Consider the following 22,423-nt stretch of genomic DNA (forward strand, 5'->3'; position numbering starts at 1 on the left):
TCAGGAATTCATTTGTATAGGATCAGCATATCCGTTCCATATTAGTAAAAGTGGCGGAGCTCTACGATTTGCCACTTCGATCTTGTGCAATTGAACTGGAGGTTGTAAGAAATGGAAACAGGCACAGTAAAATGGTTTAACGCAGAAAAGGGTTTTGGTTTTATCGAGGTAGAAGGAGGAAATGACGTATTTGTACACTACAGCGCAATCACGGGTGAAGGATATAAATCCTTGGAAGAAGGACAACGCGTACAATTCAATGTCGTCCAAGGAAGCCGTGGTCCGCAAGCTGAGAACGTCGTCAAACTGTAACTTTTCCTACTGCTGATCAAAAATGAAACCATAGGATGGCGGCTGTAAGCTGAAAGAATTGCCCTCTTTCGGGCAGTTCTTTTCTATTCGTTCTCATTTCCATTGGAGGTGTCCTCATTTGTATCATTCCAAAAAAAATCTGGAACCGATTCCTGAGCAACAAACATCTGTCTGGATGTGTACCAGTGATGACTGCACTTGCTGGATGCGAGAGAACTACTCTTTCGAAAAACTGCCCACTTGCCCCATCTGCCAATCCAAAATGGTAAAGGAAACAAAAATGCTCCCTCCACTGAACTGGGCTTACAACAATCGTTAAGCACATCCGGCCAAACGTCGTATGGACATGCTGACTGGATCGGTATATGGTATAATCGACTGGTTGATGATACCAAATGTCGGAGGATTTCATGTTAACTTTTGAAGAAAAACTGGCGATTATCGAATCGTTCCCGCAGTTAAGCAAAAAGAAAGTATCGCTCGGCCGTTTTAATTTCCATTATGAAGAAAGCGAGCACGAGAAAAAAACGGTTGTGTTCCATCTGCATCCGAATGGAAACGGATTTGTGTATGCTGGCCATTTGCCCAAAAAGGCAACAGACGATAAGGGAATGGTGAACATCCGCGATTACTCGGCAGAACAGCTGCGTTCGCTGATCGAAGCCTCCATTGATTTCCTCTCGAAAAAACCGGAACCGAAGCAAGCACAGACCGAGGAAGCTGACGGCCCTGTAGAAGAACGCTGGGTCAACCGGGAAAATCATACGCTGCTGCTTGTGCAGGAAGATGATTTGTGGAATATTTATGCCGGCCATAATCTGGATGCCTCTTTCGAATCAGAGAAGGAAGCCATTGAATACCTCCAGGATGAAGGATTTCAACGTGCGTAAATAAAGAAAAAAGCACCTTTTCGGGTGCTTTTTCCTGTTTCATCCATTATTCAGCTGCTTTCACAACGATCAAATACGCTTGATCCGCATCGTTCGTGTAGATGTCGATCACATCGTTTTCCTGCAAATCATCCGCGTCTACAGCGCTACCTTCTTCATCCATGAACTGTGCGTTTTTCGCCAGCTTCACATTGGTTTCGGTATCGTTGAAGAACACATACTGATCACCATTTACACGTGATTCCAGACCTTTGAACGCTTGTGCGGAGAATGCTTTTTCCCCGGTTGCAGATGCTCCGATGACTTGATCATCGCGGTCCAGCTGCAGCGTCGCATATTCGAAACGCTCCAAATCTTTCAGTGTGTCTGCTTCCAGTACTTGATACGTCTTACCATCTACGACGACCGTTGCTTCTGTTGTCGCACCGTCTTCATTTACTACGTGCACCGCGTTGATCACACCGCTGATGGTGCGTTCGGCGCTGGAAATGGCTTTTACTTTGCCATCAAACGTCAATACGAGTGTATATTCTTTCGCATTGGTGGATGCATCTTCATCGATCGTCACACCTGCAGCCAGTGTATACGTTTTGTCATTCACCGTCACCGTTTTCGCTGTTTGTTCAGTTACATAGCCTGTTACCGTTTGTTTCTCCGCTGTCAATTCTTGTACATCATTGGTACCGATGACCGTTTTCCAGCTGGTGATCTTATAGTCATTCAACTGATCAGCCGTAATGCTTGTCGCCGCTACCTTAGTGCCATCAATGGTCACCGTCGCATTTAGCAGCACATCGTATACTTTCCCACCAACGGTAATCGTAGCCGGCACTGCAGGAGTTCCTGCCGTAAAAGCAGTTGTGTCGGATACAAGCAAGCCGGTTGCTGCTTTGGTGCCTTGCTCCACTTTCACCAGATCACCCGCTTGGGAGAACGTAAGCACCGCAACGGTGTCATCTTTCAATTGATCCAGTTCTGCTACTTCCTTGTCATTGACCAAAAGCGCTGTATCTTTTGTCACGTCATACTTTTTGCCGTCTACTTCAATCTCATTTTGTTCTTCGTCAATCTGAATCGCAGCAGTCGCGGTCAGCTTCGTAAAGGAAACAAGGGATGCTTTTCCGTTCACATCGAGAGTCACTGTAACCAGATCACCTTTTGCGATGTCAGCAAATGCAGCTACTTCTTCTGCTGCCAACGGATGTTTTTTCCCTGTCACTTTTGCATCCGTAGTCAATTGGTAGCTCGTGCCATTCACTTTCAACTCACGCTTGCCGTTTGTCCCGGATACTACCGTGATTTTTTCCGCCACGCCTGTTGCTTCGTTTGCGCTAAACGTAATGGATGTCACTTTCCCATTTTCATCGACAATCGCCACAAATTTTTGCCCGATATCGGATTTCTTCACAGAGACGCCTGCGTTTACTGTCAGTTCGGATTCTTTGCCATTCACTGTCGCCGTAAAGATGTTTTCATCCCCGACAGCAGCAGTCGCATTCAGACCAGTTTTTACAATCCCCTGTACGATCTTGGAATCGGAAGTGGCGATCACGGCGAAAGCGATCTTGCCGTTTTTCAGGATATACTCCATCTCGGCACCCGTTACCAGATTCCCGTATTGTTGAGCATCGCCCGCCAATTCGAATTCTTTCGTGTCTCCAGCAAATGTCAGTTTACCGGTAGTTTTGTCATAGGAAGCAATGATGCCTTTCTCAACCGCCAGTTTTTTCTTCGTGCCGGCATGATTGCCTTCCGTGTCATAATAAGCGCCGCTCGCATAAACAGGCGTTTCCATGAACTTATCGGCGAACTTCGCGATCATTTCACGGGTAGCATTAGCGGTTGCGGTTTCAGTCGTATCATAGATGCCAACTTTGTTCGCTTCCAGCAGGTACGGCTGATACCACAGGCTGCTGCTTGCTGTTACGTTGATTTTCAAGCCGTTTACAAGGACAGTCAGCGCTTCGGAGACCTTCACCTGATTGTTTGCGCGGAAAGTGTGGTCCGGATAACCCTTGATAATGCCTTTATCCACCGCTAAGTTGATGTAGCCGCTTGCCCAGTGATCTGCCGGGATATCCTTGAATGCCGTCGTGCCGTTGTACAGCTTCACCTGCTCTTCGGTATAGCCCATCGCCATGACAGCGATTTTGGCGAATTCAGCGCGTGTCACTTCTTTCGCCGGTTTGAAGGAACCGTCTGTGTATCCTTTCAATACCCCGGCATAATTCAATTTCAGGATCGCGTTTTTATTTACAGTTTGATCGATATCATTCAAAGGAAGGGAGTTCGCTGCAAAACTCAAGCCTGGAACAGTCAGCAATCCGGCCAAGACAGTACCTGCAAGAACGCTTTTCAGTGCTTTTGCAGACAATACGTTTACGTTTTTCAATGAAATCCCTCCGATTATTTAATTTGATGTAGGTTGACAATCCATTTAAAAAAGTTTTGTCAAGCAGGAGGTTGACCTGCCTCATGAATACTACATCATTCAAAGAGGGCTTTCACTGATGAAATATTGGCTGCCTTGGCAAGATATGCTCACCTGGCATGCGCTAACCGACGATACGTACCAATTCCTCTAGCGTGATGCGATTGACAAATTTGCTGAATTTCTCTTTTCCCTTCGCCTTTTCCTTATAGAAATCGATCAGTGTGGTGATCACTGGGATCAGTCGGGCTTCCGGCAGTCCGGCAATGAGCAATTTGGCCAGTGATGGCGTAATCCCTTTGGGTTCTCCCCCGACATAGACATCAAAGGAATTTCGCATTTTTACAACGGAAATATCTTTTAAGAGCGGCTCGCTGGTCCCCAACGCACACCCCGCATAGCCGATCTTGAGCGGTGTAGGCGTTTCGATCCCTGCGATCGCTTGCTGCAAGGTCCGGGCGGTTTCCAGCCCCGCCTCTTCCGCTCCTTTGCAGAAATTACAAGCAATCAGGCTTTTTGTCACAAAGCCTGCAGGATGGACTTCAAGCCCGGAGCGTTCCAGTTCTTCCTTTATGGATTCGATCTGATCTGAAGGCACTTCCACATAAAGCTGTTTGAACGGTGTCATTTCAATTTTGGCTGCAGATTCGACTACGCTGCCGATTTTCGCCAACTGTACCGGCGTAAATAAGCTACCCCCAACTTGAACCTGCGGATTTACTGCGATTTTCACGGTCTCTCCCATTTTGATCACCTTTCCTATTTGTCATGTAATTTTATAGTATACCCCCGTACTGTATATGGTCAACATATTTTCTACGATGGACAGTCATGCACTTCTTCATTTTTTCTACACATTCATATGATACGCTTTCTGCACCGAAGATAAGGAGGCATGGATACCGTGATGCGGAAAATGAAATCATTGAAAAAGCGGGCTGCACTTTCCATTGCGCTTTCTGGCGCTCTCGTGTTAACAGCCTGTGCAAATACGGAAGACACCCAGGGCAGCATGCAAGGCCACGATATGAGCTCCATGAATCAAACGGATTCGTCTGGCGTGTCTATGAAACCGGACCAACCTTTTGAAGTGCTGACAGGGAATACGTTTACCCTTACGGCAAAAGAAAGCATGCTTCACTTGGATGAAAAGACGATGAGAACAGCTTGAACCTATAATGGCACGGTACCAGGACCACAGCTGCGGGTGAGACAAGGTGAAACCGTTACAATCACCTTGAAGAATGAATTGCCGGAGCCAGTCACCATTCACTGGCATGGCCTCCCTGTCCCAAACAGTATGGACGGGATTCCTGGGGTAACCCAAAACGCGGTAAAGCCTGGCGAAAGCTTTACGTACGAATTCAAAGCGGATGTTCCCGGCACGTACTGGTACCATTCTCACCAGCATGGAGTCGTGCAGGTGGATAAAGGGCTTTATGGATCATTGGTCATTGAACCGAAAGATGCTCCACCGGTGGATAAAGATTTTACACTGGTCCTGGACGAATGGACAAAGGGCGAAAACATGACTCACGCGGATCATGGGTCAAAGATAAGCAAGGACGCTGAAAATAGCAGCAGCGGTCATGAGGGCATGAACCACGAAAGCTCCCCGAACAAAGCTCATGTCGGAATGGAGATGGGGAATATGGGAGCACAGATGAGCGATGCCGAAATGATGCCTCTGATGTACCCCATCTTTTCCGCGAACGGAAAGACGGGTTCTGCGATTGACCCCTTGTCTGTCAAGGAAGGCGACAAAGTCAGAATTCGTTTGATTAATGCGGGTTTCCTCTCACACCAGCTTCATTTGCAGGGACACGAATTCAAGATCGTCTCGACTGATGGGCAACCGATTACCAATCCGCCTGCCGTGAACGGTCAATTGCTCAATATCGCTCCGGGAGAACGCTACGACTTTGAATTTGTTGCAAATCATCCTGGCAAATGGTTGATTGAAGAGCATAGTTCCAACCCTGGTGCTAAGACTTTGGCGATCCCGCTCGTATACGAAGGAAAGGAAAACGCTACGGCAGCGCCAGATCTGGAAAACTTGCCCGTGATCGATATCACGAGTTATGGAGAAGCAGCGAAAAGCCGTTTCTCACTGGATGATCAATACGACATCACATACAAGATGGATCTCGGAACGGATATGAACAAGGGAAAAACCACTTATACGATAAACGGAAAAGCTTTTCCCGACGTCCCTCCTCTGAACGTGAAAGAGGGAGACCTTATCAAAGTAACACTGACCAACCAGTCACCTAAGGATGTGCACCCGATGCATTTGCACGGTCACTTCTTTCAAGTCTTGTCCAAGAACGGCCGACCTGTTTCCGGATCGCCATTGGTGAAGGATACCCTGAATATTTTACCTGGAGAGGAATACGTGGTTGCCTTCCAAGCAGACAATCCGGGAAATTGGATGTTCCATTGCCACGACTTGGGCCACGCCTCACAAGGTATGGTATCTGAAGTGAAATACGCTGGTTACCAACCGGATTTCACCATCGATCCTTCGGCAAACAATATGCCTGAATAAACAACAGAGGGCACGGAACTCGAAACGTTCCTGCCCTCTTTTTATCTGGATGGGAGTTGAATAGTGACGGTTGTTCCCTGTCCTTCTACGCTGCAGATGTCAATCTCCCCATCATGCGCTTCCACGATCCCCTTGACGATCGTCAGCCCTAATCCAGAGCCGCCTGTTTCCCGATGACGCGAGCGATCCCCGCGATAAAATCGCTCAAACACATGCGGAAGATCCTCTGCCGCGATCCCGCTGCCGTCATCTACTACCTTGGCGATGATGAGACTGCCCTGTGTTTCTACCATTACGTCTACCTTTCCGCCCGCCGCAGTGTGTTTGAATGAGTTGGTCAACAAATTGGCGAACACTTGTCCCAAGCGATGCTCATCCCCCACCACCCAAGCGTCGGAAACGATCGTACTGCTTAAGGTTATTTGTTTTTGTTGGCATATGGGCCGCATGGAGTCGACGATGCTTTCCACTACCTTGCTCACATTCACGACTTCGTGTGCCATGTTCATCGATCCCGCTTCTGCCTGGATCACTTGATCGAGGTCACTGACAATGCGGATCAGGCGCAATACTTCGGATCGCGTTGCCTCCATATGCTCAGTGGTCGGCTTCCATACGCCGTCAATCATTCCTTCCGTTTGAGCAAGTAGCGTATTGAGCGGCGTTCGTAATTCATGGGCAATGTCAGAGGTCAACCGTTTTCGCAGCTCTTCCTGCTGCTGCAGATTCTGAATGAGATGATTAAACGTCCTCACTAATCCGGACAATTCGTCGTTTCCCGATGGTTCGGTTACTCTGACTGACAGGTTTCCTTTTGCCGCAGCCAGCGCAGCTGCGCTCATTTCCACGATCGGTCTCGCAATCCTGCGCGCTGTCAAGACACTGACCACACATACCAGTACAATGAGGACAACCATCGTCCATTGCAATGCATTCGTATGGGCCATTTGAAAATGCTCTTCCAATGTGATTGCGCTTGAATTGTTATGCTCAATTTGCAAATAGCCAATCAGCTTTCCTTTCTGTACAATTGGAATCCGATCATCCATGGATGTGACCGACGCTGCATCTGAACCCTTACTACCAAATACGCGAATGATTCGATGTTGGTCATCATACAAAGATACGCGTAGCCCGAGGACCTTGGAGGCTGTGTCCAGTTTCAAAAATGCTTGTTCATTCCACTTGTTTTCTTGTTGATACCCTTCATGTATCAGGGATAACAGCTCTCTTTGATGCTGCTCGTTTACATCACGGATGTAGAGGTTGAAATGATAATCCATCTCTTTGATGGACAGAAAAGTGGAAATGAGTATCCCGCTTGCCCCAACCGCCATAAATGCCAAAGCGAGTTTGATCCAGATCCGTTTCATCGTTTATCTCCTATTCCGGGAAGGGTCATCGAATCGATAGCCAATCCCGTAAACCGTCTTGATCAACTCTGGTTGTCTGGGGTCATCCTCAATTTTTTGCCGCACATTTTTGACATGGGTATCGATCGTGCGGTCATTCCCTTCAAAATCTAAACCCAGTACCTCTTCGACCAACTCGTCTCTCGTCCAAGTACGCCCCGGATAGCGAAGCAGCGTGGTGAGTAGGCGAAATTCGCTGGGCGTCATGTCGATTGGCTTCCCTTTCTTTGTGACTCTTTTTTCCCGCAAAGAAACAAGCAGGTCCCCCATCTCCACAATGTCACTCAACACTTGATATTCTCCCGAGCGCCGCAGGATCGCGCGCACACGTGCTACGAGCTCCCGCGGGCTAAATGGCTTCACCAAGTAATCATCCGCACCGATTTCCAGCCCGCGTACACGATCTGCCTCCCCGCTTTTCGCGGTCAGCATCAGAAGCGGAACGCGAGACGTCTTGCGGATTTCTCTGCAGATTTCTTCGCCAGAAATATCCGGCAACATCAGATCAAGGATAACCAGTTCAATGGAGTATGTATCCATGTAATCCAAAGCAGCTTGGCCATTTTCTGCGGTGAAAACGTGGTATCCCTCCTTTTGCAAGTAAGAAGAAAGGATCTCAAGCATTTGCGGTTCATCATCTACTATCAGTATCGCAGACATTCATCGCCACCTCACTTTCAAGCAATAATGGTAGTATAGGGGTAATTTGTGGAGAAAGTATGAAGTCCCCTCGATATGATTAATCGTATAAAATAGAAGCAACCCCTGCAAATAGACAGGGGCTCCCATGTTCCGCAAACCTTTATTCAGGAATGTCAGACAGATCAAGTTCTTTGGGTACAATGATTCCTCTCCTTTCCCCCGGCCCCGATGGTGAAAACGTAAATGCCCTTCATTGTTCACAGCTATCTCCTGCGCTCCATCATCAAAACGCAAAATCGGAAACGTTGGGCCAAACGAAGCACCCGATTCTTCGTCCATTTGTTACTTTGTTGAGGTCTTTCGTCAATGATATTTCTCGATGATCGGAGGTGATGACATTGCCTTTGTGGGTATTTGTTGTGATGAGCGTTGCAGGTATTTTGTTGATTGGCGCGGTGTATGACTTTATCAATAAGAAGAAAAACAAGAAGGTAATTGTAGAATCAAGGACTCAGAATGCATTTGATGAAATCACAGATCCAAGAAGTAAGGATGGCCAACCTTTCTAGGCGAGAACATTACTCGATCTTCAGCGTGGACAGAAACCGGTATCGTCCGAGAGAAATCCATTTCACATCTTTGCATCATGCAGATTCAATATGAAGACTGTTGCCACGATCAGGAGGGACAGCGCCAAAAAAGCAGCTGCGAGCGCACCTCGCCCTGCTGCGTACAAAGCAGTAGAAGCAACAACGAACACAACCAGCTTTAGCGCTGTTCGTATGGGGAAGGAAAAAATAGGGAGCGATGCCCTTGGAGCGAGAAACACACTCCATAGAACAGCGATGAACAGTGGTGCTGCGACCGCCAGTATGATTTTGACCGCCGCCCCTGCACTGATATGATAACCCCAGTAGCTAAACGCAGCTAATGCACCTAGTTCCAGCAGGAAAAATGCGGTGAGGATGCAAACCCCTACCCCATTCATTTTCTAACCCCCTCTCGTTTCGTTTATCCAAGGGCCATGTGATTTCCCTTACCATCCAATGTAGCATAACGAATCATGATTAGCGCAAAAAAATGTAGAACCTTGCCCAGCAGCAAGGTTCGTTTGATATGATATTCATCTGCGTGACATGGTTTGTTTGATCATCTGATGGATCGTAATCGCCGCACCCGCCGAAATGATTCCATTCGATATGCCATTTACGGTAAATCCGATTGTTACAATCCCAGCAATGCTGCCCGCAATCAGTAAGATCCAAATAATCATCCATCGTGGAAAATTTGGTGTCTGCTTTAACGCGTAGCCCAATACCAGCAAAGCTGGGGTAACAACCACGAGCGACGGATGCAGCGTGATTTTTTCAATCAAATCAATCAGCATCAGTACCACCCCCTACTGTTTCACTTCGCTGTTCCTATTTTAATCATATGAAACAAGCGTCGTCGGGGATTGGATGGATGTCCATTCTCCTAAAAATTGGGAAGTTGTCCTACTTCGTCATTTCCGCGATTTGATCCGATTCATACAGCTTGACCCTCTCATGATTCTCTAGCTGGTCTGCGATCACCATGGCCCGCGCAACCCGACCAGCCTCGATCGGCCGATACTTCCGCCACTTTCCGATGAGCAATGCGGACAAGGGCTTGGCCAACAACTCACCCGCCTTTTCACCGAAGCGAAATTCCTGGCGATCGCCGAGCAACAGAGAGGGTCGAAAAATGTGCAAGCTCGGCAGATCTAGCTGGATCAGCTGTTCTTCCAGTTCTCCTTTTACACGGCTGTAGAAAATAGACGACTGGGCATTCGCCCCCATCGAGGAGACAAGCAGAAAGTTGCTCACTCCATGATTTTTGGCCATTCTCCCGAGGCTTAACGGATATTCATAGTCTACAACGCGAAACGCTTCCTGTGATTGTGCCTTCTTAATCGTGGTACCTAAACAACAAAATACGGAATCTACCTGAAAAAGTTCATCCGCCTGTTCTAGCTGATTAAAATCAATCAAGCGATGATCGAGCTTTTCATGCTGAAGCCCGAGGGGACGCCTTGAAATCGCAATAATTTTTTCATAAGCTGGGTTGTCCAACAGCTGTTTGACCAAATGCCCGCCGATTAATCCGGTAGCCCCTGCTACCAGAGCGGTCCGTTTCATAGGGCTCCCTCCTGTCGAGTTTGCTCTTTCACATAGACAGAAAGAAAGCATACCCGTCTGGTATGCTTTCTCTTCATTTTTCTTACACGCCTGTACGTCTGCGTTGGTTGTTCGGTTTTTTGGTTTGTTGGCTTTTCATCGTTTGGTTACCAGGCTTTCCGTTCATGAAGGACTTTCCGGAAGCTTGCTCCTGTTTCTTTTGCGCAAGCTTGCGTCTCATCGCTTCCTGCAAGCTGATTTTTCCCGGCTTTTGCTCTTCTGTTTCTGTAGGCTTCTGATTGTCCTGCGTCATATATGCAACTCCTGTTCAAGCATATTTCTATCCCCTATTGTAGACGATTTCCGGCGCTACTTCCAGCGGTCCTTCACGAGAAAAAAGACGTGAATCCACAAATGGGCTCAGCGTCTTCATTCGATTTATTTTTTACAGCAATGGATTCTCGTGTTTTGCCTTCAAAATGCTCCAGCGACGATCTACTTCCGCCTGAAAAGCTGCGAGCAGCTCACTGTTTTCCGGCTTCAACATATGCTTGGATTTCCCAAGCGATTTGAGCCATTCGCTGACAGGGACGCGCTTTCCTTTTTCGTCGGGATCGAAGGTAATGGTCGTGACACCGTTTTCTACCTCGTACAGCGGGAAGAAGCAGCTGTTGACCGCATCACCGACAATCTCTCCGCCCAATTCATCTGGGGATTTCCAGTTCAATGGGCATGCGATCAGGATTTTGCCGTACACCATCCCCACATTCTGTGCATACCATTGCGCTTTTGCTGCCTTTTTCAACAGATCCTGCGGGTAGCTTTCGGTTCCGGTAAACACGTAAGGGATGTTAGTTGCCGCCATGATCTGCGGCGTATCTTTATGGTGGAAAAGTTTTCCTTGCTGTGCTTTTCCGACGTTGGACGTGGAGGTCATATGGCCAAGCGGTGTCGAATAGGACAGCTGGCTGCCTGTGTTCATATACCCTTCGTTATCGTATTCCAGGATGATCATCTTATGATTGCGAAGAGCTGTGCCGATAGCTGGTCCCATCCCGATATCCATCCCGCCATCGCCGGTGACCATCACAAAGGTGAAGTCATCGGCTACCTCGATTTCGCCGCGCCTTTTCAATTCATGGAAGGCTTCCACGACTCCGGAAAGTGTAGGCGCACCGTTTTGGAACAGGTTGTGGATGTACGTCTGCTTGTGCGAGCTATACGGATAGCCAGTAGTCACCACCATCGCGCATCCCGTCTGGAACAGCGCGACGATATCCCCCTCGATTCCTTTGAAGAACATTTCCAGCCCGGGGAAAATGCCGCAGCCCGGACAAGCCCCGTGACCCGAAGCAATACGCTTTGGTTTTTTCGTTAACGAGCGCAGCGGCGGGATTTTCACATGCAGTTTTCCCGTATCCTCATTGGGCGTGACGGTGATCAGTCCAGACTTGAAGGCGTCCCCATACAGCGGCTCCAGCACCCGCTTCATGGTGATTTCCGGATTGCCTGGCGTGTGGCCGTAGTAGTCAAACGGCTTCTCGGCATATCCTTTTTCCATCGCGTCGATCGCCATCTGGAAAAAAGCTTCTGCATCATCCATGAAGAAATCTTTTCCGCCAACACCGAAGATTCGCGAGAGGACAATGGTTTTATTGGCTTTGTCATCCTGCAAAGCTGATTTGATTTCATGCGTCAGATTGGCGCCGTGTCCGCCATAGGAATCTGCACGTTCACCGACCAATACAGCTTTCACGTTTGCCAGCGCTTCCCGAATTTCCTTCGCGGGGAACGGACGGATCATATTCGGGCTGATGACTCCTGCCTTGATGCCTTTCGCACGCAGCTTATCCACCACGTCCTTGGCCGTCTCGGCTGCCGAGTTGAGCAAGAACAGAGCTACTTTCGCGTCATCCATCCGATACAGGTCGAGAATCGGATATTCGCGGCCGGACAATGCCTTGTACGCTTCCATGATCTCCAAATAGACTTCGCCTGCACGATAGATCGCTTCCGATTGCTGATAGTTGTTGTTGATCAGATCCGGATCGTTCATGTAGGGCCCGATGGTGATTGGATTTTTCGGGTCCAATGCATGCGGATAGCTGGTATTGCGCGGCCCGACAAAGTTTTGCACGACAGTACGATCTGTAAAATACTGCACCCGGCGCTTTTGATGGGACGTAAAGAAGCCGTCGTAGGCAACCAGGACAGGCAGCCGCACATCTTTATGCTCCGCCAGTCTCAACGCCATGATGTTCATGTCATACACCGCTTGAGGCGTACGCGCCAACAGGATCGGCCAGCCAATGTTCAAGCCATAATACAGGTCTGAATGATCGCCACGGATATCGAGCGGTCCGCTGATCGCACGGGTGACCAGATTCATTACCATCGGGAAACGTGTACCCGACTGAACCGGCAATTGCTCCAGCATATACAGGAAGCCATTGGCGCTCGTCGCATTGAATACGCGAGCACCTGCAGTTGCCGCCCCATAGCAGATGCCTGCCGAACCGTGCTCACCGTCAGCCGGAATCAACACGATATCGTGTTCGCCCCGGGATTTCATGGCATCCAGGTATTGTGCCACCTCTGTAGAAGGCGTAATCGGGAAATACCCCATGATGTGATAGTTAATCTGCGCTGCCGCCATGGCCGCCATCTCGTTTCCAGATTCAAAGGTGAGTGTTTGCTCCGGACGCTGCCCTTCCAATACACTGCCCATTTCTTTCTGATAATTGATCGCCATCACGTTACCCCTCCTTCTATCATTGGGAAGCCAATACGTAGTTTTGTTTTACACGATGCTCCTCCGCGTAACCAATCTCTTCGCGCAGCGTGGTCAACGCCTCGGTCGGACAGGCCAGCACGCATTTTTGACAGCCTTTGCAGTATTGGTAATCGATGCCCTGCAGCATCATTTGCGGACGTCCCTTTTTGTCCGGCTTTTCCTCCCAGACGAAGCAGTAATCGGGACAAACGGTGTCGCAGGCCGCGCAATGAATGCACTTTTCCTCATGGAGCTGCGGAATAAAGCCCTGTCTGGAACCGCTCAAATCTTTCAGGACACTATTGCCAGGGTTGAGAATCGTCCCACCGATTGCCTGAGTCAAATAGCCAAGCGACGGCTGTGGACGAATGAATTCTTTTCCTTGCGCATCTGGTGCAGCCTCGATGGTGGCAAAGGTAACTTCCGCGTAACCGCGGTCAAATGTGCGAATATTCGGCTCCACCAGATGCGGGTATTTATGTTGAAAGGTTTTTCGAATCACGTCACGCATGGCGTCCGCATCGAGGAAATCGCAGATGCGAAACAACGCTCCCAGCATCGCGGTATTGACCTTGGTTTTTTCCTCCACCGCAATGCCAAGCGCATCAACGGTCGCCAACGTGCCATACTCCAGCTTCAAATCGCGGCGAACATCTTCAGCGCTCCTCGTGGTATTGACCAACACGACACCATCCGGAATGAGACCGCTTACAACATCGACCGTTTTGTATAACGCTTCGTGGAACACCCCTACGACATGCGGTCTTTCGATCGGACTGTGCGCGCGAATCTCTACATCGTCGTCACAAAAGCGCACAAACGCCTTGACCGGTGAGCCCTTCTTTTCAGACCCGTACGACGAGAAATTGGAGCCATTGAGCCCAAGACCCAGGACCCCCGCTTCCGCTAACATCTTTCCTGCCAGATTGGCGCCCAATCCACCGATCGATTCCAAGCGAATCTCGAAAAATCCCAGTTCGTTTTTCTGCGGTAGTTTTGACATGTGAAAGCCTCCTTGTCTAAAAATTCTGAATCTGTTATATAACTGATACACAACGATGAAACAGAATGATACAGAGTGACTAAAATCACATTATCCGCTTAACAAAGGTGACTTTCTGTTATATTTTTATATAGGGTATTCTATAATACAGTTTCCGATCCTGCAATATGGTTTTGCAAAAATGGTTTTTTTAGGTATATTTCCATCTGATTAAACAAGAATACAAACACCGAACAAAAAAAATCACCCAGTGTCCGGGTGATCCGATCATGCAGCATTCTTTTTTCGACTCCTACCATCGCGCTTCAGCAGGAACTTGAAAAACCGTGATCTCGCGTGTCCACTTTTGTGAAGTAATGACTAGCTTTTGCCCGTCCTTGACAAAAAAATATCCGGAGCCATTTTGTTCTTCATAGCTCCATCCGCGCATAGACATGTGTTTCTTAACCTGTTCGACCGCTGCTTGGCCTTGCAAATCTCTCATTCCATACCAGGAGAATCTGGCGTCGTCTGCCAGCTTGACCAGCTTATCCTCCGCGCCCTTCAAATCTTTCAGCACTTCCGCTTTGGAGGTAGGAAACGGAACAGCTGGATACGTAAAAACCGGCCGTTCCAAGGTGAACATGGCAAACGCACCAATGAGCAATGCCATCCCTAGCGACAATCGGAATTTCCATGTCAATTGCAGGTGATTTTCCATAATGCCCCCAATCCCATTTTGCTTCTTTGCCTACATCGTAACCCTTTTTCCGGAAAAGAGTCCACATCCAAAAAGGAGGAAGCCTCGTGCAAAAAAAGCAGGATGTTTACTGCCGATACCATCTTGTCAGCCCTTTTTGCATGGGCAAATCCCGCCCACTACGGAGTGAAGAAATGACGCTGGAACATCTGATCCCCAAGACCAAAATGCGCCAAGGAAATTTTCGTGATCGCTACGGATTAAAAGGGATCGGCACCTCTTCCCCTGAAAACACGGATATCTCCTGCAAGCGTTGCAATCACTTCAAGAAAAATGCCACCGACCTTGAATTTGTGTGGAAGCTGCGGTACTGTGCGCGCTATGGTCTCGACCTGCGCTCAAAATCTCGCCTTGTTCAATCGTTGCTCCTAGCTTCCGATACAAGTGTGAAGTCCGCTATCTCTACCGAGGACTGGAGTCGCATCGCGCATACCGTTCTCTTTGGGGAATGCCACATCAAGGGAGACTCCGCTTTCATGGCACTGGGAAAAAACCGCATAACCCTTGAGTCCGGTAGATTACGAACCTATCAACGTGGGAATCGAACCATCTATTCAACAACTAATGACTAATCGTAATGTACAACGCCACAGAAATTTTTGCATGTTCACTTGTCGTCCCTAGCCAATCACTATGTCACAGCTTCAACCAATTGCCTTGTGTAGTCATGGCGATCTTTGCTCAAGATTTGGTTGCTTGCAAACTGATCGACGATTCTTCCGCCTTTCAATACCAGCATGCGCTCACTCATCCATCTCACCGAAGCGATATCGTGCGAAATATACAAGTAGGCCATCCCCAGCTTTTTCTGCAGGCTTTTCAATAGCTGAAGAATTTGGGCCTGCACGGACATATCCAGGCTCGCAGTGGGTTCGTCACAGATCAGCAAACGAGGAGCAAGACTGATTCCTCGTGCTATGGCAACCCGTTGTTTTTGTCCGCCGCTTAATTCATGCGGGTATCGGTCCATATGTGCAGTGTCAAGTCCTACCATTTCCAAAAGCTTGGCCGCCGTATCTCTGCGCGAATGGCGCACCTCTTCCAAAAAAGCAGGTGTCACATGAGGGTAGTTATCCAGCGGCTCCATGATTGAGCGCCAAATGGGCAGGCGCTGGTTCAAGGATGAAGTCGGGTCTTGGAACACCACTTGGATATGCTGTCGCATTTCGCGAAGGGCGCTCCTTTTCATCTGCAAGAGAGAAACGTCATTCAGACGTACGTCCCCTCGATCTGGAGTCTCGAGAGCCAATACGATACGGGCAAGAGTGCTTTTGCCGCTGCCACTCTCCCCGACCACTCCCAGGCATTCACCTGCTTGGATGAAGAAAGAAACATCCTCCAGCGCTTTTACTGTGCCTGCTGCTTCCTTGTACGTCTTACTGAGATGTTTACCTTCCAACAGCGTTTTCAAGCGGTATCCGCCTCCGATCCGACTGCTTGCGGTTCTTTTTCGTTCGCTATGTCCATTTCCGTCAGTGACGGTCTTGCTGCTAGCAGCTGTTTCGTATAGGGATGCCTGGCCTGACTGCGTATCAAATCGGCTGAGCCCATCTCCACGATGCTCCCCGCTTTCATGACAGCGACCGTAGCGGCCCGTTTCAAGGCTAGTCGCAGGTCATGCGTGATCAGGAGCATGGCACATCCGGATTGACTCTGCAGGAAGGACATCAGATTCATGACACGTTCCCCCGTAAGGACATCCAGCGCAGTCGTTACCTCATCCGCGATTAACAAGTCTGGCTCAAGCATCATCGTACAGGCCAGCGAAGCTCTCTGACGCTGCCCGCCGCTCAACTGGAAGGGATAGCTGTGGAAGGTACGCTCTGCAGGCAACCCGACTCGATCAAACCATTGCAAAATAAGCTTGGTCGCTTCCTGGGTGGATATCTTCCGGTGAGATCGGAGGGTTTCGATACATTGCTTCCCTATCCGTATAAATGGCGTAAAGCTTCCCTGGTAATCCTGCATCACGTATCCGATTTGATTGCCTCGAATGTGGCGCTTTCGTTTTTCAGGCCACGGTACCATATCCTCTCCCCCAAAGAGGATTTCACCCCCATCAATATAAAGGGCTGGGGGCAAAAGTCCCATCACCGCATTCGCCGTCATACTTTTTCCACTGCCGCTTTCTCCCACCAGCGCTAACGTTTCACCACGCTTGATCGAAAGAGTGAGATTTTCCACGACTTTTTGCTTGCTGTTCCCCGTGTGCACGCAGATGTTCAGACCGTTGATCCGCAATACATCTGTCATAACCGTCTACCTCCTTTCCCATTTCCTAGCGGCTGCGAACATCCAAAAGATCACGAAGCCCCTCCCCGATCAGATTGCAAGCAATGACCACGATCATGATGCCGATTCCCGGATAAATCATCAACTCGGGTATCGTTTGAAAATACGGCCTGCCATCATTGAGCATTGCTCCCCATTCGGGTACAGGTGGTTGTACACCTAATCCCAAATAGGAAAGTGCTGAAATCGTCAGAATGACTTTCCCTACGTCCAATGCGGCAAGGACGATTACAGGGGAAAGAATTTGCGGCAGTAAATGACGCCAGAGAATCGTCCACAGACTGCTTCCCGCGACACGCGCCGCCAGCACATACTCCTTTTCGCGTTCGGACAGCACAATACTTCTGACGACCCGTGCATAACCAATCCATTTGACCATCACAATCGCGAGCACCAGATTGGCGAGATTTGGCCCGAGAAATCCTGCAATGGTAATGGCAAGCAAAAATTCCGGTAGAGCGCTGACACCATCCACCAGCCGCATGACAGCGGCATCAAACCGACCTCCTACATATCCAGACAGCAGTCCAAGCGGCACCCCGATCAAGGCGACGGTTGCTATCACCAATGCGGAGACACCCAGCGTCAATTGTGCGCCCGCCATCAATCGGGACAAGATGCACCTTCCCAGATGGTCTGTTCCAAGCGGATACTTCCAACTTGGACCTTGCAAACGTTCTGCCATCTGAGCTGTCAGGGGATCATTGATCACGATGCTCGGTCCGATCCATGCAAACAAGACAAGCAAGGTGAGAAGACTCATGCCTAATACAAGCGACGGTTTACGCAATAAGCTTCGCCTAAGACCCAATCGCAAAGGACGTTGAAACACCGCTGCTTTCACATATTGCGGCTCTCCCATCTTACACGCCCCCCTTTCCGAAGCGGATTCGTGGATCCAGAAGGCTGTAAGTGAGATCAACAAGCAAATTAACAACCACGACAAAAAAACCTGTGAACAATACATATCCTTGGACGATCGGGTAATCCCGCTGAAAAATGGCCTCCACGATCATCCCGCCCAATCCGGGCCAGGAAAACAATGTCTCAATCACGACCTGGCCCGCTAACAAATTCCCCATGCTCATCCCAAACACAGTGAGCACAGGCAGGAGCGCTGCTCGCAAGGCATGCTTTGTCATAATGCGCCACTCTGCAATTCCTCTGGCACGGGCGGCCCGAATGTATTCCTGTGACAAGCTCTCAAGGAGACCCGTTCGCAGCAAACGTGAATACACCGCAGCCATCGCGAAGCCGAGGGTGAGCGACGGCAGAATAAAGGAGGAAAGCCCCCCTTTCCCCATAGTAGGCAGCCATTTCCATTGATAGGCAAACACGTAGATCAGCAGCAGTCCCAGCCAAAAACTTGGGATCGAAGCACCAATCAAGGCGAACAAACGACTGACATGATCAGGCCATCGTCCGGGATATTTGGCAGCAAGGATTCCGAGCGGAGCTGCGATCAGTACCATTACGAGCATTCCTCCCACCGCCAGTTGGATGGTGGCGGGAAGTCGCTGGATCAGTTCATCCAACACTGGTTTTCCTTTGATATAAGACTCTCCCATATCCAGCTTCATCAGTTGAAACAGCCAGCTGGCATATTGCGTGATGAGCGGCTGATCAAACCCAAGCTCTTTGCGTAGTGCCTCTTCATCTGCCTGGGTGACAGCCAGCTCTTCTGTATCCAAAATGAGCATAACCGGATCGCCCGGTGCCAATTTCATCAATGTGAACGTCAAAAGGGACAACAGAAACATCACGAAGACGAGCTGCCATAGTCGGGCTGCGATCAGCTTTCCCACTTATTTCACATCCATTTTGTTATTGATGTAGTAATAGTCTTCTGCCCCCGGCTTCCAGTTCAAGATACGGTTATTTACGCCGACGATCATATTGGGATAGACCAGAAACGAATGCAGGACCTCACGATTAATGACGTCCACCGCTTGCTGAGTCAGCTTAACCCGTTGCTGGATATCAGCAGTCGCATTTAGCTGCGTTACCACCTGAATCAGGTTCTCGTTTGCCAGATTGATCGGATTCAGCGAACCGCCCGGCATAAATGCGGAATTCAAATAAAACCCTCCATCCCCGCGCGGAGAGGTTGAATTGCTATACGTCGCCACATCCCAATCCTGATGATCACGCAAATACTGGTCGACGTTTTCCACCGTTTTGATCTCCATCACAAGCCCGATCTTGGCAGCTTCTGACTGCAGCAGCTGGGCAATCAGGGGAAGCTCCGGCCGGCCTTTGTAGGTGATGATTTGCATCGAAAGCGGCTCGCCGTCCTTCATCCATTTGCCTTCCGCATTCCTTTGATATCCTGCTTCTTCCAACAATTTTATGGCTTCCGCCGAATTGGGTTTGCGCACTTCATCCTCGCTTCCAAAAGGCAAACGATGATGAAAAGGCCCATTTGCGGCAGTCGCATTGCCCAACAGGATATCATTGACAATACTGTTGCGGTCCAACAATAAATCGATGGCTCGCCTTACCCGGTTGTCTTGCAAAAGCGGCTTCTGCTGGTTGTACAAAAGAAAATGAACCCGCAGACTTGGCACCGACTCTACCCGCAATTCTGGATCTTGTTGAATCACGCTGACCATCTCGGCTGGAATTTGGTAGACGATATCAGCTTCCTTGGACTGCAACGCCATGGCCCTTACATTGCCATCTTCATTAAAGGCGATTTCAATTTCATCGAGCTTGGCTTTCCCATCCCAATATCCGTCATAGCGAACCAGATCGGCTTTCACATTCGGTTGGAACTGCTTCACTTTAAAAGGACCCGTACCTACTGGCGCGAGATTGAATGCCTCTGTGCCCATTTGCTTTTCAGCTTCCACCTGAACTACACTGGCAAACGGATTTACCAATTCCGAAGGCAGCGATGGATGCGGCTCCGTGGTCACGATTGTCAATTCTTGCCCACTGGCCTTCATCGATGCGATTTTCAACGCTCTGGCCAGCGCCGGACTTGCTGCCACCCCACGTTCAAACGAAGCTTTTGCGGCAGCGGCATCCAGCTTTGTTCCATCTTGGAAAGTCACCCCGTCGCGGATCGTAAATGTCCATGTACGCTCGTCAATCGCTTCCCATTTGGAGGCAAGCCAAGGCTTGACTTCCAAATTCTCATCCATACGCACAAGCGTTTCTGTCACTCCGAATTTCAAGGGGTAGAAGCTGTTATGCGGATCTAGACTGCCAGTTTTGAAATGAATGATCATTTTCGCTTTTTTCTGTCCACCCTTCTCCACTTCACCCGCAATGCTTGGATTAGGAGCCTCTTGCTGCCCGCATGCAGTCAGCAGCATGCCAGTTGCCAGCAACAGGGATAGAAGCAAGCTCTTCTTTCGTTTTACCTTCTTTACTGAAAACATGATCGGAACCCTCTTTCTAGAAATAAACTCGTTCCAAGAGCACTCTTAAGTGTAATCATTACGATTTATACAACAAGTCGTGCCATATGTACGGTTTCCAACTCATCTTGCTCTTCTTTTATCATGTGAAATCCATGAGAGTCCCAAAAATGGACGGCTCCCGGCAAGAACAGATGAGTGTGCAGGTAGGCGGTCGTATATTGTTGTTGTTTGCAAAACAGGATTGCTTGTTGAACCAGTTTTTTTCCGACGCCTTTCCTGCGCAGCTTTGGATCCACGTAACATTTGACAATCTCTGCGGAGTTGCTTAATTCGAATGCTTCGGATAATTCGGGAAACCTTCCATCATAAGGGACCACGCCGATACATCCAACGATTGTGCCTTTCTCATCATGCGCGAGCAAAAATGCTGACCTTTGAGGAATAATGTAGGTGTGCTCAAATGCTTGGAGATCCCGCGGAACCTGTGTATGATCCAGCATGGGAAAAACATCTCGACGGATCGGTAGAACAAAGTCAATGATGGCTCCGATATTTTCTTTTCGAGCTTCACGGATATTCATGTGAGAACTTCTCTCTCCTCTTCCAAAACTGTCGAAACCACTGGCATTGGATCAGCAAATAGCGTCCAATCTTGCTCCAGCTCCACTTCTGTCAGCAAGCATCGATCCAAATCACGGATCATTTCCTCTTGATTCATCTCGATCCCGATAAACACAATTTCGTTCTGCCGATCACCGTACTTTGGATCAAATGTCTGGTACCATTCTGGATTCTCCTGTTTGATTTGCTCCTGCTCCTCATGCGGCAAAGCTGCTACCCAATATCCAGCTGCCCCGATCTGAATGGAGGGGCCAGCCTGGCTAACCGTCATAGCGACATCATTGCGCGTCGCGATCCAGAGGAACCCTTTTGCGCGAACGACTTCTTCCGGCCACTGCTCGAGCCATCGCATGAACCGCTCGGGATGAAAAGGAACTCTTCTGCGGTACACAAAGGAGGAAACACCGTATTCTTCCGTCTCAGGTGTATGATGATCTTGCTGCAGCTCCTTCATCCAGCCCGCGGATTGACTTGCTTTGTCAAAGTCAAACAATTGCGTATGTAAAATTTGATTCGGAGCGACTCTCCCATGGACGGAGCGGACGATTTTGGCTGATGGCTGCAGCCTTCGAAGAATACGCTCCAATTGCTCCAGTTCTTTCTCCGGGACCATATCGCATTTGTTAATTACCAACACATCACAAAATTCAATCTGTTCAATCAACAGATCAACCACTTCCCGTAAGTCATCCTCGCTTGCGGCTTGCTGGCGATCCAGCAAATTTTCTCCCGATGAAAAGTCATGCCAGAATCGGTAAGCATCCACCACGGTTACCATCGTATCAAGACGGCAATAACGAGTTAAATCAATCCCATTCTCCTCGTCCACATAGCTAAAGGTCTGTGCCACCGGGATAGGCTCACCGATTCCCGTCGATTCAATCAAAATGTAATCGTAGGCACCTTCCTTGGCCAACCGCTCGACTTCCACCAGCAGGTCTTCCCGCAGCGTGCAGCAGATGCAGCCATTGGACATTTCGACGACTTTCTCATCCGTTCGGGAGAGGCTGCTGTTTTGCTTGACTAGCGCGGCATCAATGTTTAGCTCACTCAGATCGTTCACAATGACGGCGACTTTCCATCCTTCACGGTTGTTCAGCACATGATTCAAGATGGTTGTTTTTCCGGAACCCAAATAACCGCTTAATACGGTCACCGGGATGCGATGATCCGGCTCTATTTCAAGGATTTGTTTTTGCTCTTGGTATTGCATGAAAACCCCTCCACAAATCGTAATTATTCTTATTTACGTTT

General features: G+C 49.0%; 23 protein-coding genes and 1 pseudogene. 6 read left to right on the forward strand and 18 right to left on the reverse strand.

All coding sequences use genetic code 11. The annotated features are described in order from the left end of the window. The first annotated feature begins 111 nt into the window (after positions 1 to 111). The 3 genes from EIZ37_RS13460 to EIZ37_RS13470 all read left to right on the forward strand — a co-directional run bounded on the left by EIZ37_RS13460 (position 112) and on the right by EIZ37_RS13470 (position 1,202). Positions 112 to 312, forward strand: coding sequence for a cold-shock protein (locus EIZ37_RS13460; protein ID WP_134685122.1), 201 nt, complete (start codon positions 112 to 114; stop codon positions 310 to 312). 118 nt (positions 313 to 430) lie between these two features. Next, positions 431 to 631, forward strand: coding sequence for a cold-shock protein (locus EIZ37_RS13465; RefSeq protein ID WP_134685123.1), 201 nt, complete (start codon positions 431 to 433; stop codon positions 629 to 631). 91 nt (positions 632 to 722) lie between these two features. Next, the gene (locus EIZ37_RS13470; protein ID WP_134685124.1) at positions 723 to 1,202 is read left to right on the forward strand and encodes a hypothetical protein; all 480 of its coding nucleotides are present in this window, start codon (positions 723 to 725) and stop codon (positions 1,200 to 1,202) included. 46 nt (positions 1,203 to 1,248) lie between these two features. On the opposite strand, the gene EIZ37_RS13475 is transcribed toward EIZ37_RS13470, so the two are convergent. Together EIZ37_RS13475 and EIZ37_RS13480 are read right to left on the reverse strand one after the other, a co-directional pair. Beyond that, positions 1,249 to 3,594 (reverse strand): S-layer homology domain-containing protein, encoded by a 2,346-nt coding sequence (locus EIZ37_RS13475; protein ID WP_134685125.1) that lies wholly within the window; start codon positions 3,592 to 3,594, stop codon positions 1,249 to 1,251. Positions 3,595 to 3,757: 163 nt separating this feature from the next. Further along, positions 3,758 to 4,378 (reverse strand): NAD(P)/FAD-dependent oxidoreductase, encoded by a 621-nt coding sequence (locus EIZ37_RS13480; protein ID WP_134685126.1) that lies wholly within the window; start codon positions 4,376 to 4,378, stop codon positions 3,758 to 3,760. A 171-nt stretch (positions 4,379 to 4,549) separates the two neighbouring features. Between EIZ37_RS13480 and EIZ37_RS13485 the strand changes: the two are divergent. Beyond that, positions 4,550 to 6,181, forward strand: a pseudogene (locus tag EIZ37_RS13485) (multicopper oxidase family protein). 41 nt (positions 6,182 to 6,222) lie between these two features. On the opposite strand, the gene EIZ37_RS13490 reads toward EIZ37_RS13485, so the two are convergent. Both EIZ37_RS13490 and EIZ37_RS13495 read right to left on the reverse strand, forming a co-directional pair. Then, positions 6,223 to 7,554 (reverse strand): sensor histidine kinase, encoded by a 1,332-nt coding sequence (locus EIZ37_RS13490; RefSeq protein WP_134685127.1) that lies wholly within the window; start codon positions 7,552 to 7,554, stop codon positions 6,223 to 6,225. A 3-nt stretch (positions 7,555 to 7,557) separates the two neighbouring features. Then, entirely contained in the window at positions 7,558 to 8,253 is a 696-nt protein-coding gene (locus EIZ37_RS13495; RefSeq protein WP_134685128.1) for a response regulator transcription factor, read from the reverse strand. Between the two features lie 380 nt (positions 8,254 to 8,633). On the opposite strand from EIZ37_RS13495, the gene EIZ37_RS25950 reads away from it, so the two are divergent. Then, complete coding sequence (locus tag EIZ37_RS25950; protein WP_167568857.1) at positions 8,634 to 8,804, forward strand: hypothetical protein; 171 nt, start codon at positions 8,634 to 8,636, stop codon at positions 8,802 to 8,804. A 62-nt stretch (positions 8,805 to 8,866) separates the two neighbouring features. Here the strand turns inward: EIZ37_RS25950 and EIZ37_RS13500 are convergent, their stop codons facing one another. From EIZ37_RS13500 to EIZ37_RS13530, 7 genes are all read right to left on the reverse strand, one after another. Beyond that, on the reverse strand, positions 8,867 to 9,223 hold the full coding sequence (locus EIZ37_RS13500) for a YrdB family protein (RefSeq protein WP_134685129.1): 357 nt from the start codon (positions 9,221 to 9,223) through the stop codon (positions 8,867 to 8,869). Between the two features lie 135 nt (positions 9,224 to 9,358). Then, the gene (locus EIZ37_RS13505; protein ID WP_134685130.1) at positions 9,359 to 9,622 is read right to left on the reverse strand and encodes a phage holin family protein; all 264 of its coding nucleotides are present in this window, start codon (positions 9,620 to 9,622) and stop codon (positions 9,359 to 9,361) included. Positions 9,623 to 9,731: 109 nt separating this feature from the next. Next, positions 9,732 to 10,394, reverse strand: coding sequence for an oxidoreductase (locus tag EIZ37_RS13510; protein ID WP_134685131.1), 663 nt, complete (start codon positions 10,392 to 10,394; stop codon positions 9,732 to 9,734). Between the two features lie 82 nt (positions 10,395 to 10,476). After that, positions 10,477 to 10,686, reverse strand: coding sequence for a hypothetical protein (locus EIZ37_RS13515; RefSeq protein WP_134685132.1), 210 nt, complete (start codon positions 10,684 to 10,686; stop codon positions 10,477 to 10,479). Between the two features lie 132 nt (positions 10,687 to 10,818). After that, positions 10,819 to 13,125, reverse strand: a complete 2,307-nt coding sequence (locus tag EIZ37_RS13520; protein WP_134685181.1) for a transketolase C-terminal domain-containing protein — start codon at positions 13,123 to 13,125, stop codon at positions 10,819 to 10,821. A 19-nt stretch (positions 13,126 to 13,144) separates the two neighbouring features. Next, entirely contained in the window at positions 13,145 to 14,149 is a 1,005-nt protein-coding gene (locus EIZ37_RS13525) for a 2-oxoacid:acceptor oxidoreductase family protein (RefSeq protein ID WP_134685133.1), read from the reverse strand. A gap of 292 nt (positions 14,150 to 14,441) precedes the next feature. Further along, positions 14,442 to 14,849 carry a hypothetical protein gene (locus EIZ37_RS13530; RefSeq protein ID WP_134685134.1) on the reverse strand — a complete coding sequence of 136 codons (408 nt, stop codon included), beginning with the start codon at positions 14,847 to 14,849 and terminating at the stop codon, positions 14,442 to 14,444. A gap of 86 nt (positions 14,850 to 14,935) precedes the next feature. Between EIZ37_RS13530 and EIZ37_RS13535 the strand changes: the two genes are divergently transcribed. Further along, a complete protein-coding gene (locus tag EIZ37_RS13535; protein ID WP_134685135.1) occupies positions 14,936 to 15,460 on the forward strand; it encodes a hypothetical protein in 525 nt (174 codons plus the stop codon). 59 nt (positions 15,461 to 15,519) lie between these two features. Here EIZ37_RS13535 and EIZ37_RS13540 read toward each other — a convergent pair whose 3' ends face one another. The 7 genes from EIZ37_RS13540 to EIZ37_RS13570 all read right to left on the reverse strand — a co-directional run bounded on the left by EIZ37_RS13540 (position 15,520) and on the right by EIZ37_RS13570 (position 22,382). After that, the gene (locus EIZ37_RS13540) at positions 15,520 to 16,299 is read right to left on the reverse strand and encodes an ABC transporter ATP-binding protein (protein ID WP_134685136.1); all 780 of its coding nucleotides are present in this window, start codon (positions 16,297 to 16,299) and stop codon (positions 15,520 to 15,522) included. Beyond that, positions 16,296 to 17,141 (reverse strand): ABC transporter ATP-binding protein, encoded by an 846-nt coding sequence (locus EIZ37_RS13545; RefSeq protein WP_134685137.1) that lies wholly within the window; start codon positions 17,139 to 17,141, stop codon positions 16,296 to 16,298. The genes EIZ37_RS13540 and EIZ37_RS13545 overlap by 4 nt, the downstream gene beginning before the upstream one ends. A gap of 25 nt (positions 17,142 to 17,166) precedes the next feature. Then, a complete protein-coding gene (gene nikC, locus EIZ37_RS13550) occupies positions 17,167 to 18,042 on the reverse strand; it encodes a nickel transporter permease (RefSeq protein WP_134685138.1) in 876 nt (291 codons plus the stop codon). A 1-nt stretch (position 18,043) separates the two neighbouring features. Beyond that, positions 18,044 to 18,985: a nickel ABC transporter permease gene (nikB, locus tag EIZ37_RS13555; RefSeq protein WP_134685139.1), complete on the reverse strand. Its 942-nt coding sequence runs from the start codon at positions 18,983 to 18,985 to the stop codon at positions 18,044 to 18,046. Further along, complete coding sequence (gene nikA / locus EIZ37_RS13560) at positions 18,986 to 20,566, reverse strand: nickel ABC transporter substrate-binding protein (RefSeq protein WP_134685140.1); 1,581 nt, start codon at positions 20,564 to 20,566, stop codon at positions 18,986 to 18,988. 65 nt (positions 20,567 to 20,631) lie between these two features. After that, complete coding sequence (locus EIZ37_RS13565; protein ID WP_134685141.1) at positions 20,632 to 21,129, reverse strand: GNAT family N-acetyltransferase; 498 nt, start codon at positions 21,127 to 21,129, stop codon at positions 20,632 to 20,634. Further along, complete coding sequence (locus EIZ37_RS13570; RefSeq protein ID WP_134685142.1) at positions 21,126 to 22,382, reverse strand: GTP-binding protein; 1,257 nt, start codon at positions 22,380 to 22,382, stop codon at positions 21,126 to 21,128. The genes EIZ37_RS13565 and EIZ37_RS13570 overlap by 4 nt, the downstream gene beginning before the upstream one ends. Positions 22,383 to 22,423 lie beyond the last annotated feature (41 nt).

The sequence above is a fragment of the Brevibacillus migulae genome, assembly GCF_004521915.1.
Taxonomy (GTDB): domain Bacteria; phylum Bacillota; class Bacilli; order Brevibacillales; family Brevibacillaceae; genus Brevibacillus_F; species Brevibacillus_F migulae.

Excerpts from the sequence above, each read along its gene's own strand:
- EIZ37_RS13460 (WP_134685122.1), top strand. The coding sequence starts at position 112 with ATGGAAACAGGCACAGTAAAATGGTTTAACGCAGAAAAGGGTTTTGGT.
- EIZ37_RS13470 (WP_134685124.1), top strand. The coding sequence starts at position 723 with ATGTTAACTTTTGAAGAAAAACTGGCGATTATCGAATCGTTCCCGCAG.
- EIZ37_RS13480 (WP_134685126.1), bottom strand. The coding sequence starts at position 4,378 with ATGGGAGAGACCGTGAAAATCGCAGTAAATCCGCAGGTTCAAGTTGGG.
- EIZ37_RS13490 (WP_134685127.1), bottom strand. The coding sequence starts at position 7,554 with ATGAAACGGATCTGGATCAAACTCGCTTTGGCATTTATGGCGGTTGGG.
- EIZ37_RS13495 (WP_134685128.1), bottom strand. The coding sequence starts at position 8,253 with ATGTCTGCGATACTGATAGTAGATGATGAACCGCAAATGCTTGAGATC.
- EIZ37_RS13500 (WP_134685129.1), bottom strand. The coding sequence starts at position 9,223 with ATGAATGGGGTAGGGGTTTGCATCCTCACCGCATTTTTCCTGCTGGAA.
- EIZ37_RS13505 (WP_134685130.1), bottom strand. The coding sequence starts at position 9,622 with ATGCTGATTGATTTGATTGAAAAAATCACGCTGCATCCGTCGCTCGTG.
- EIZ37_RS13510 (WP_134685131.1), bottom strand. The coding sequence starts at position 10,394 with ATGAAACGGACCGCTCTGGTAGCAGGGGCTACCGGATTAATCGGCGGG.
- EIZ37_RS13515 (WP_134685132.1), bottom strand. The coding sequence starts at position 10,686 with ATGACGCAGGACAATCAGAAGCCTACAGAAACAGAAGAGCAAAAGCCG.
- EIZ37_RS13520 (WP_134685181.1), bottom strand. The coding sequence starts at position 13,125 with ATGGCGATCAATTATCAGAAAGAAATGGGCAGTGTATTGGAAGGGCAG.
- EIZ37_RS13525 (WP_134685133.1), bottom strand. The coding sequence starts at position 14,149 with ATGTCAAAACTACCGCAGAAAAACGAACTGGGATTTTTCGAGATTCGC.
- EIZ37_RS13530 (WP_134685134.1), bottom strand. The coding sequence starts at position 14,849 with ATGGAAAATCACCTGCAATTGACATGGAAATTCCGATTGTCGCTAGGG.
- EIZ37_RS13545 (WP_134685137.1), bottom strand. The coding sequence starts at position 17,141 with ATGACAGATGTATTGCGGATCAACGGTCTGAACATCTGCGTGCACACG.
- nikC (WP_134685138.1), bottom strand. The coding sequence starts at position 18,042 with ATGGGAGAGCCGCAATATGTGAAAGCAGCGGTGTTTCAACGTCCTTTG.
- nikA (WP_134685140.1), bottom strand. The coding sequence starts at position 20,566 with ATGTTTTCAGTAAAGAAGGTAAAACGAAAGAAGAGCTTGCTTCTATCC.
- EIZ37_RS13565 (WP_134685141.1), bottom strand. The coding sequence starts at position 21,129 with ATGAATATCCGTGAAGCTCGAAAAGAAAATATCGGAGCCATCATTGAC.
- EIZ37_RS13570 (WP_134685142.1), bottom strand. The coding sequence starts at position 22,382 with ATGCAATACCAAGAGCAAAAACAAATCCTTGAAATAGAGCCGGATCAT.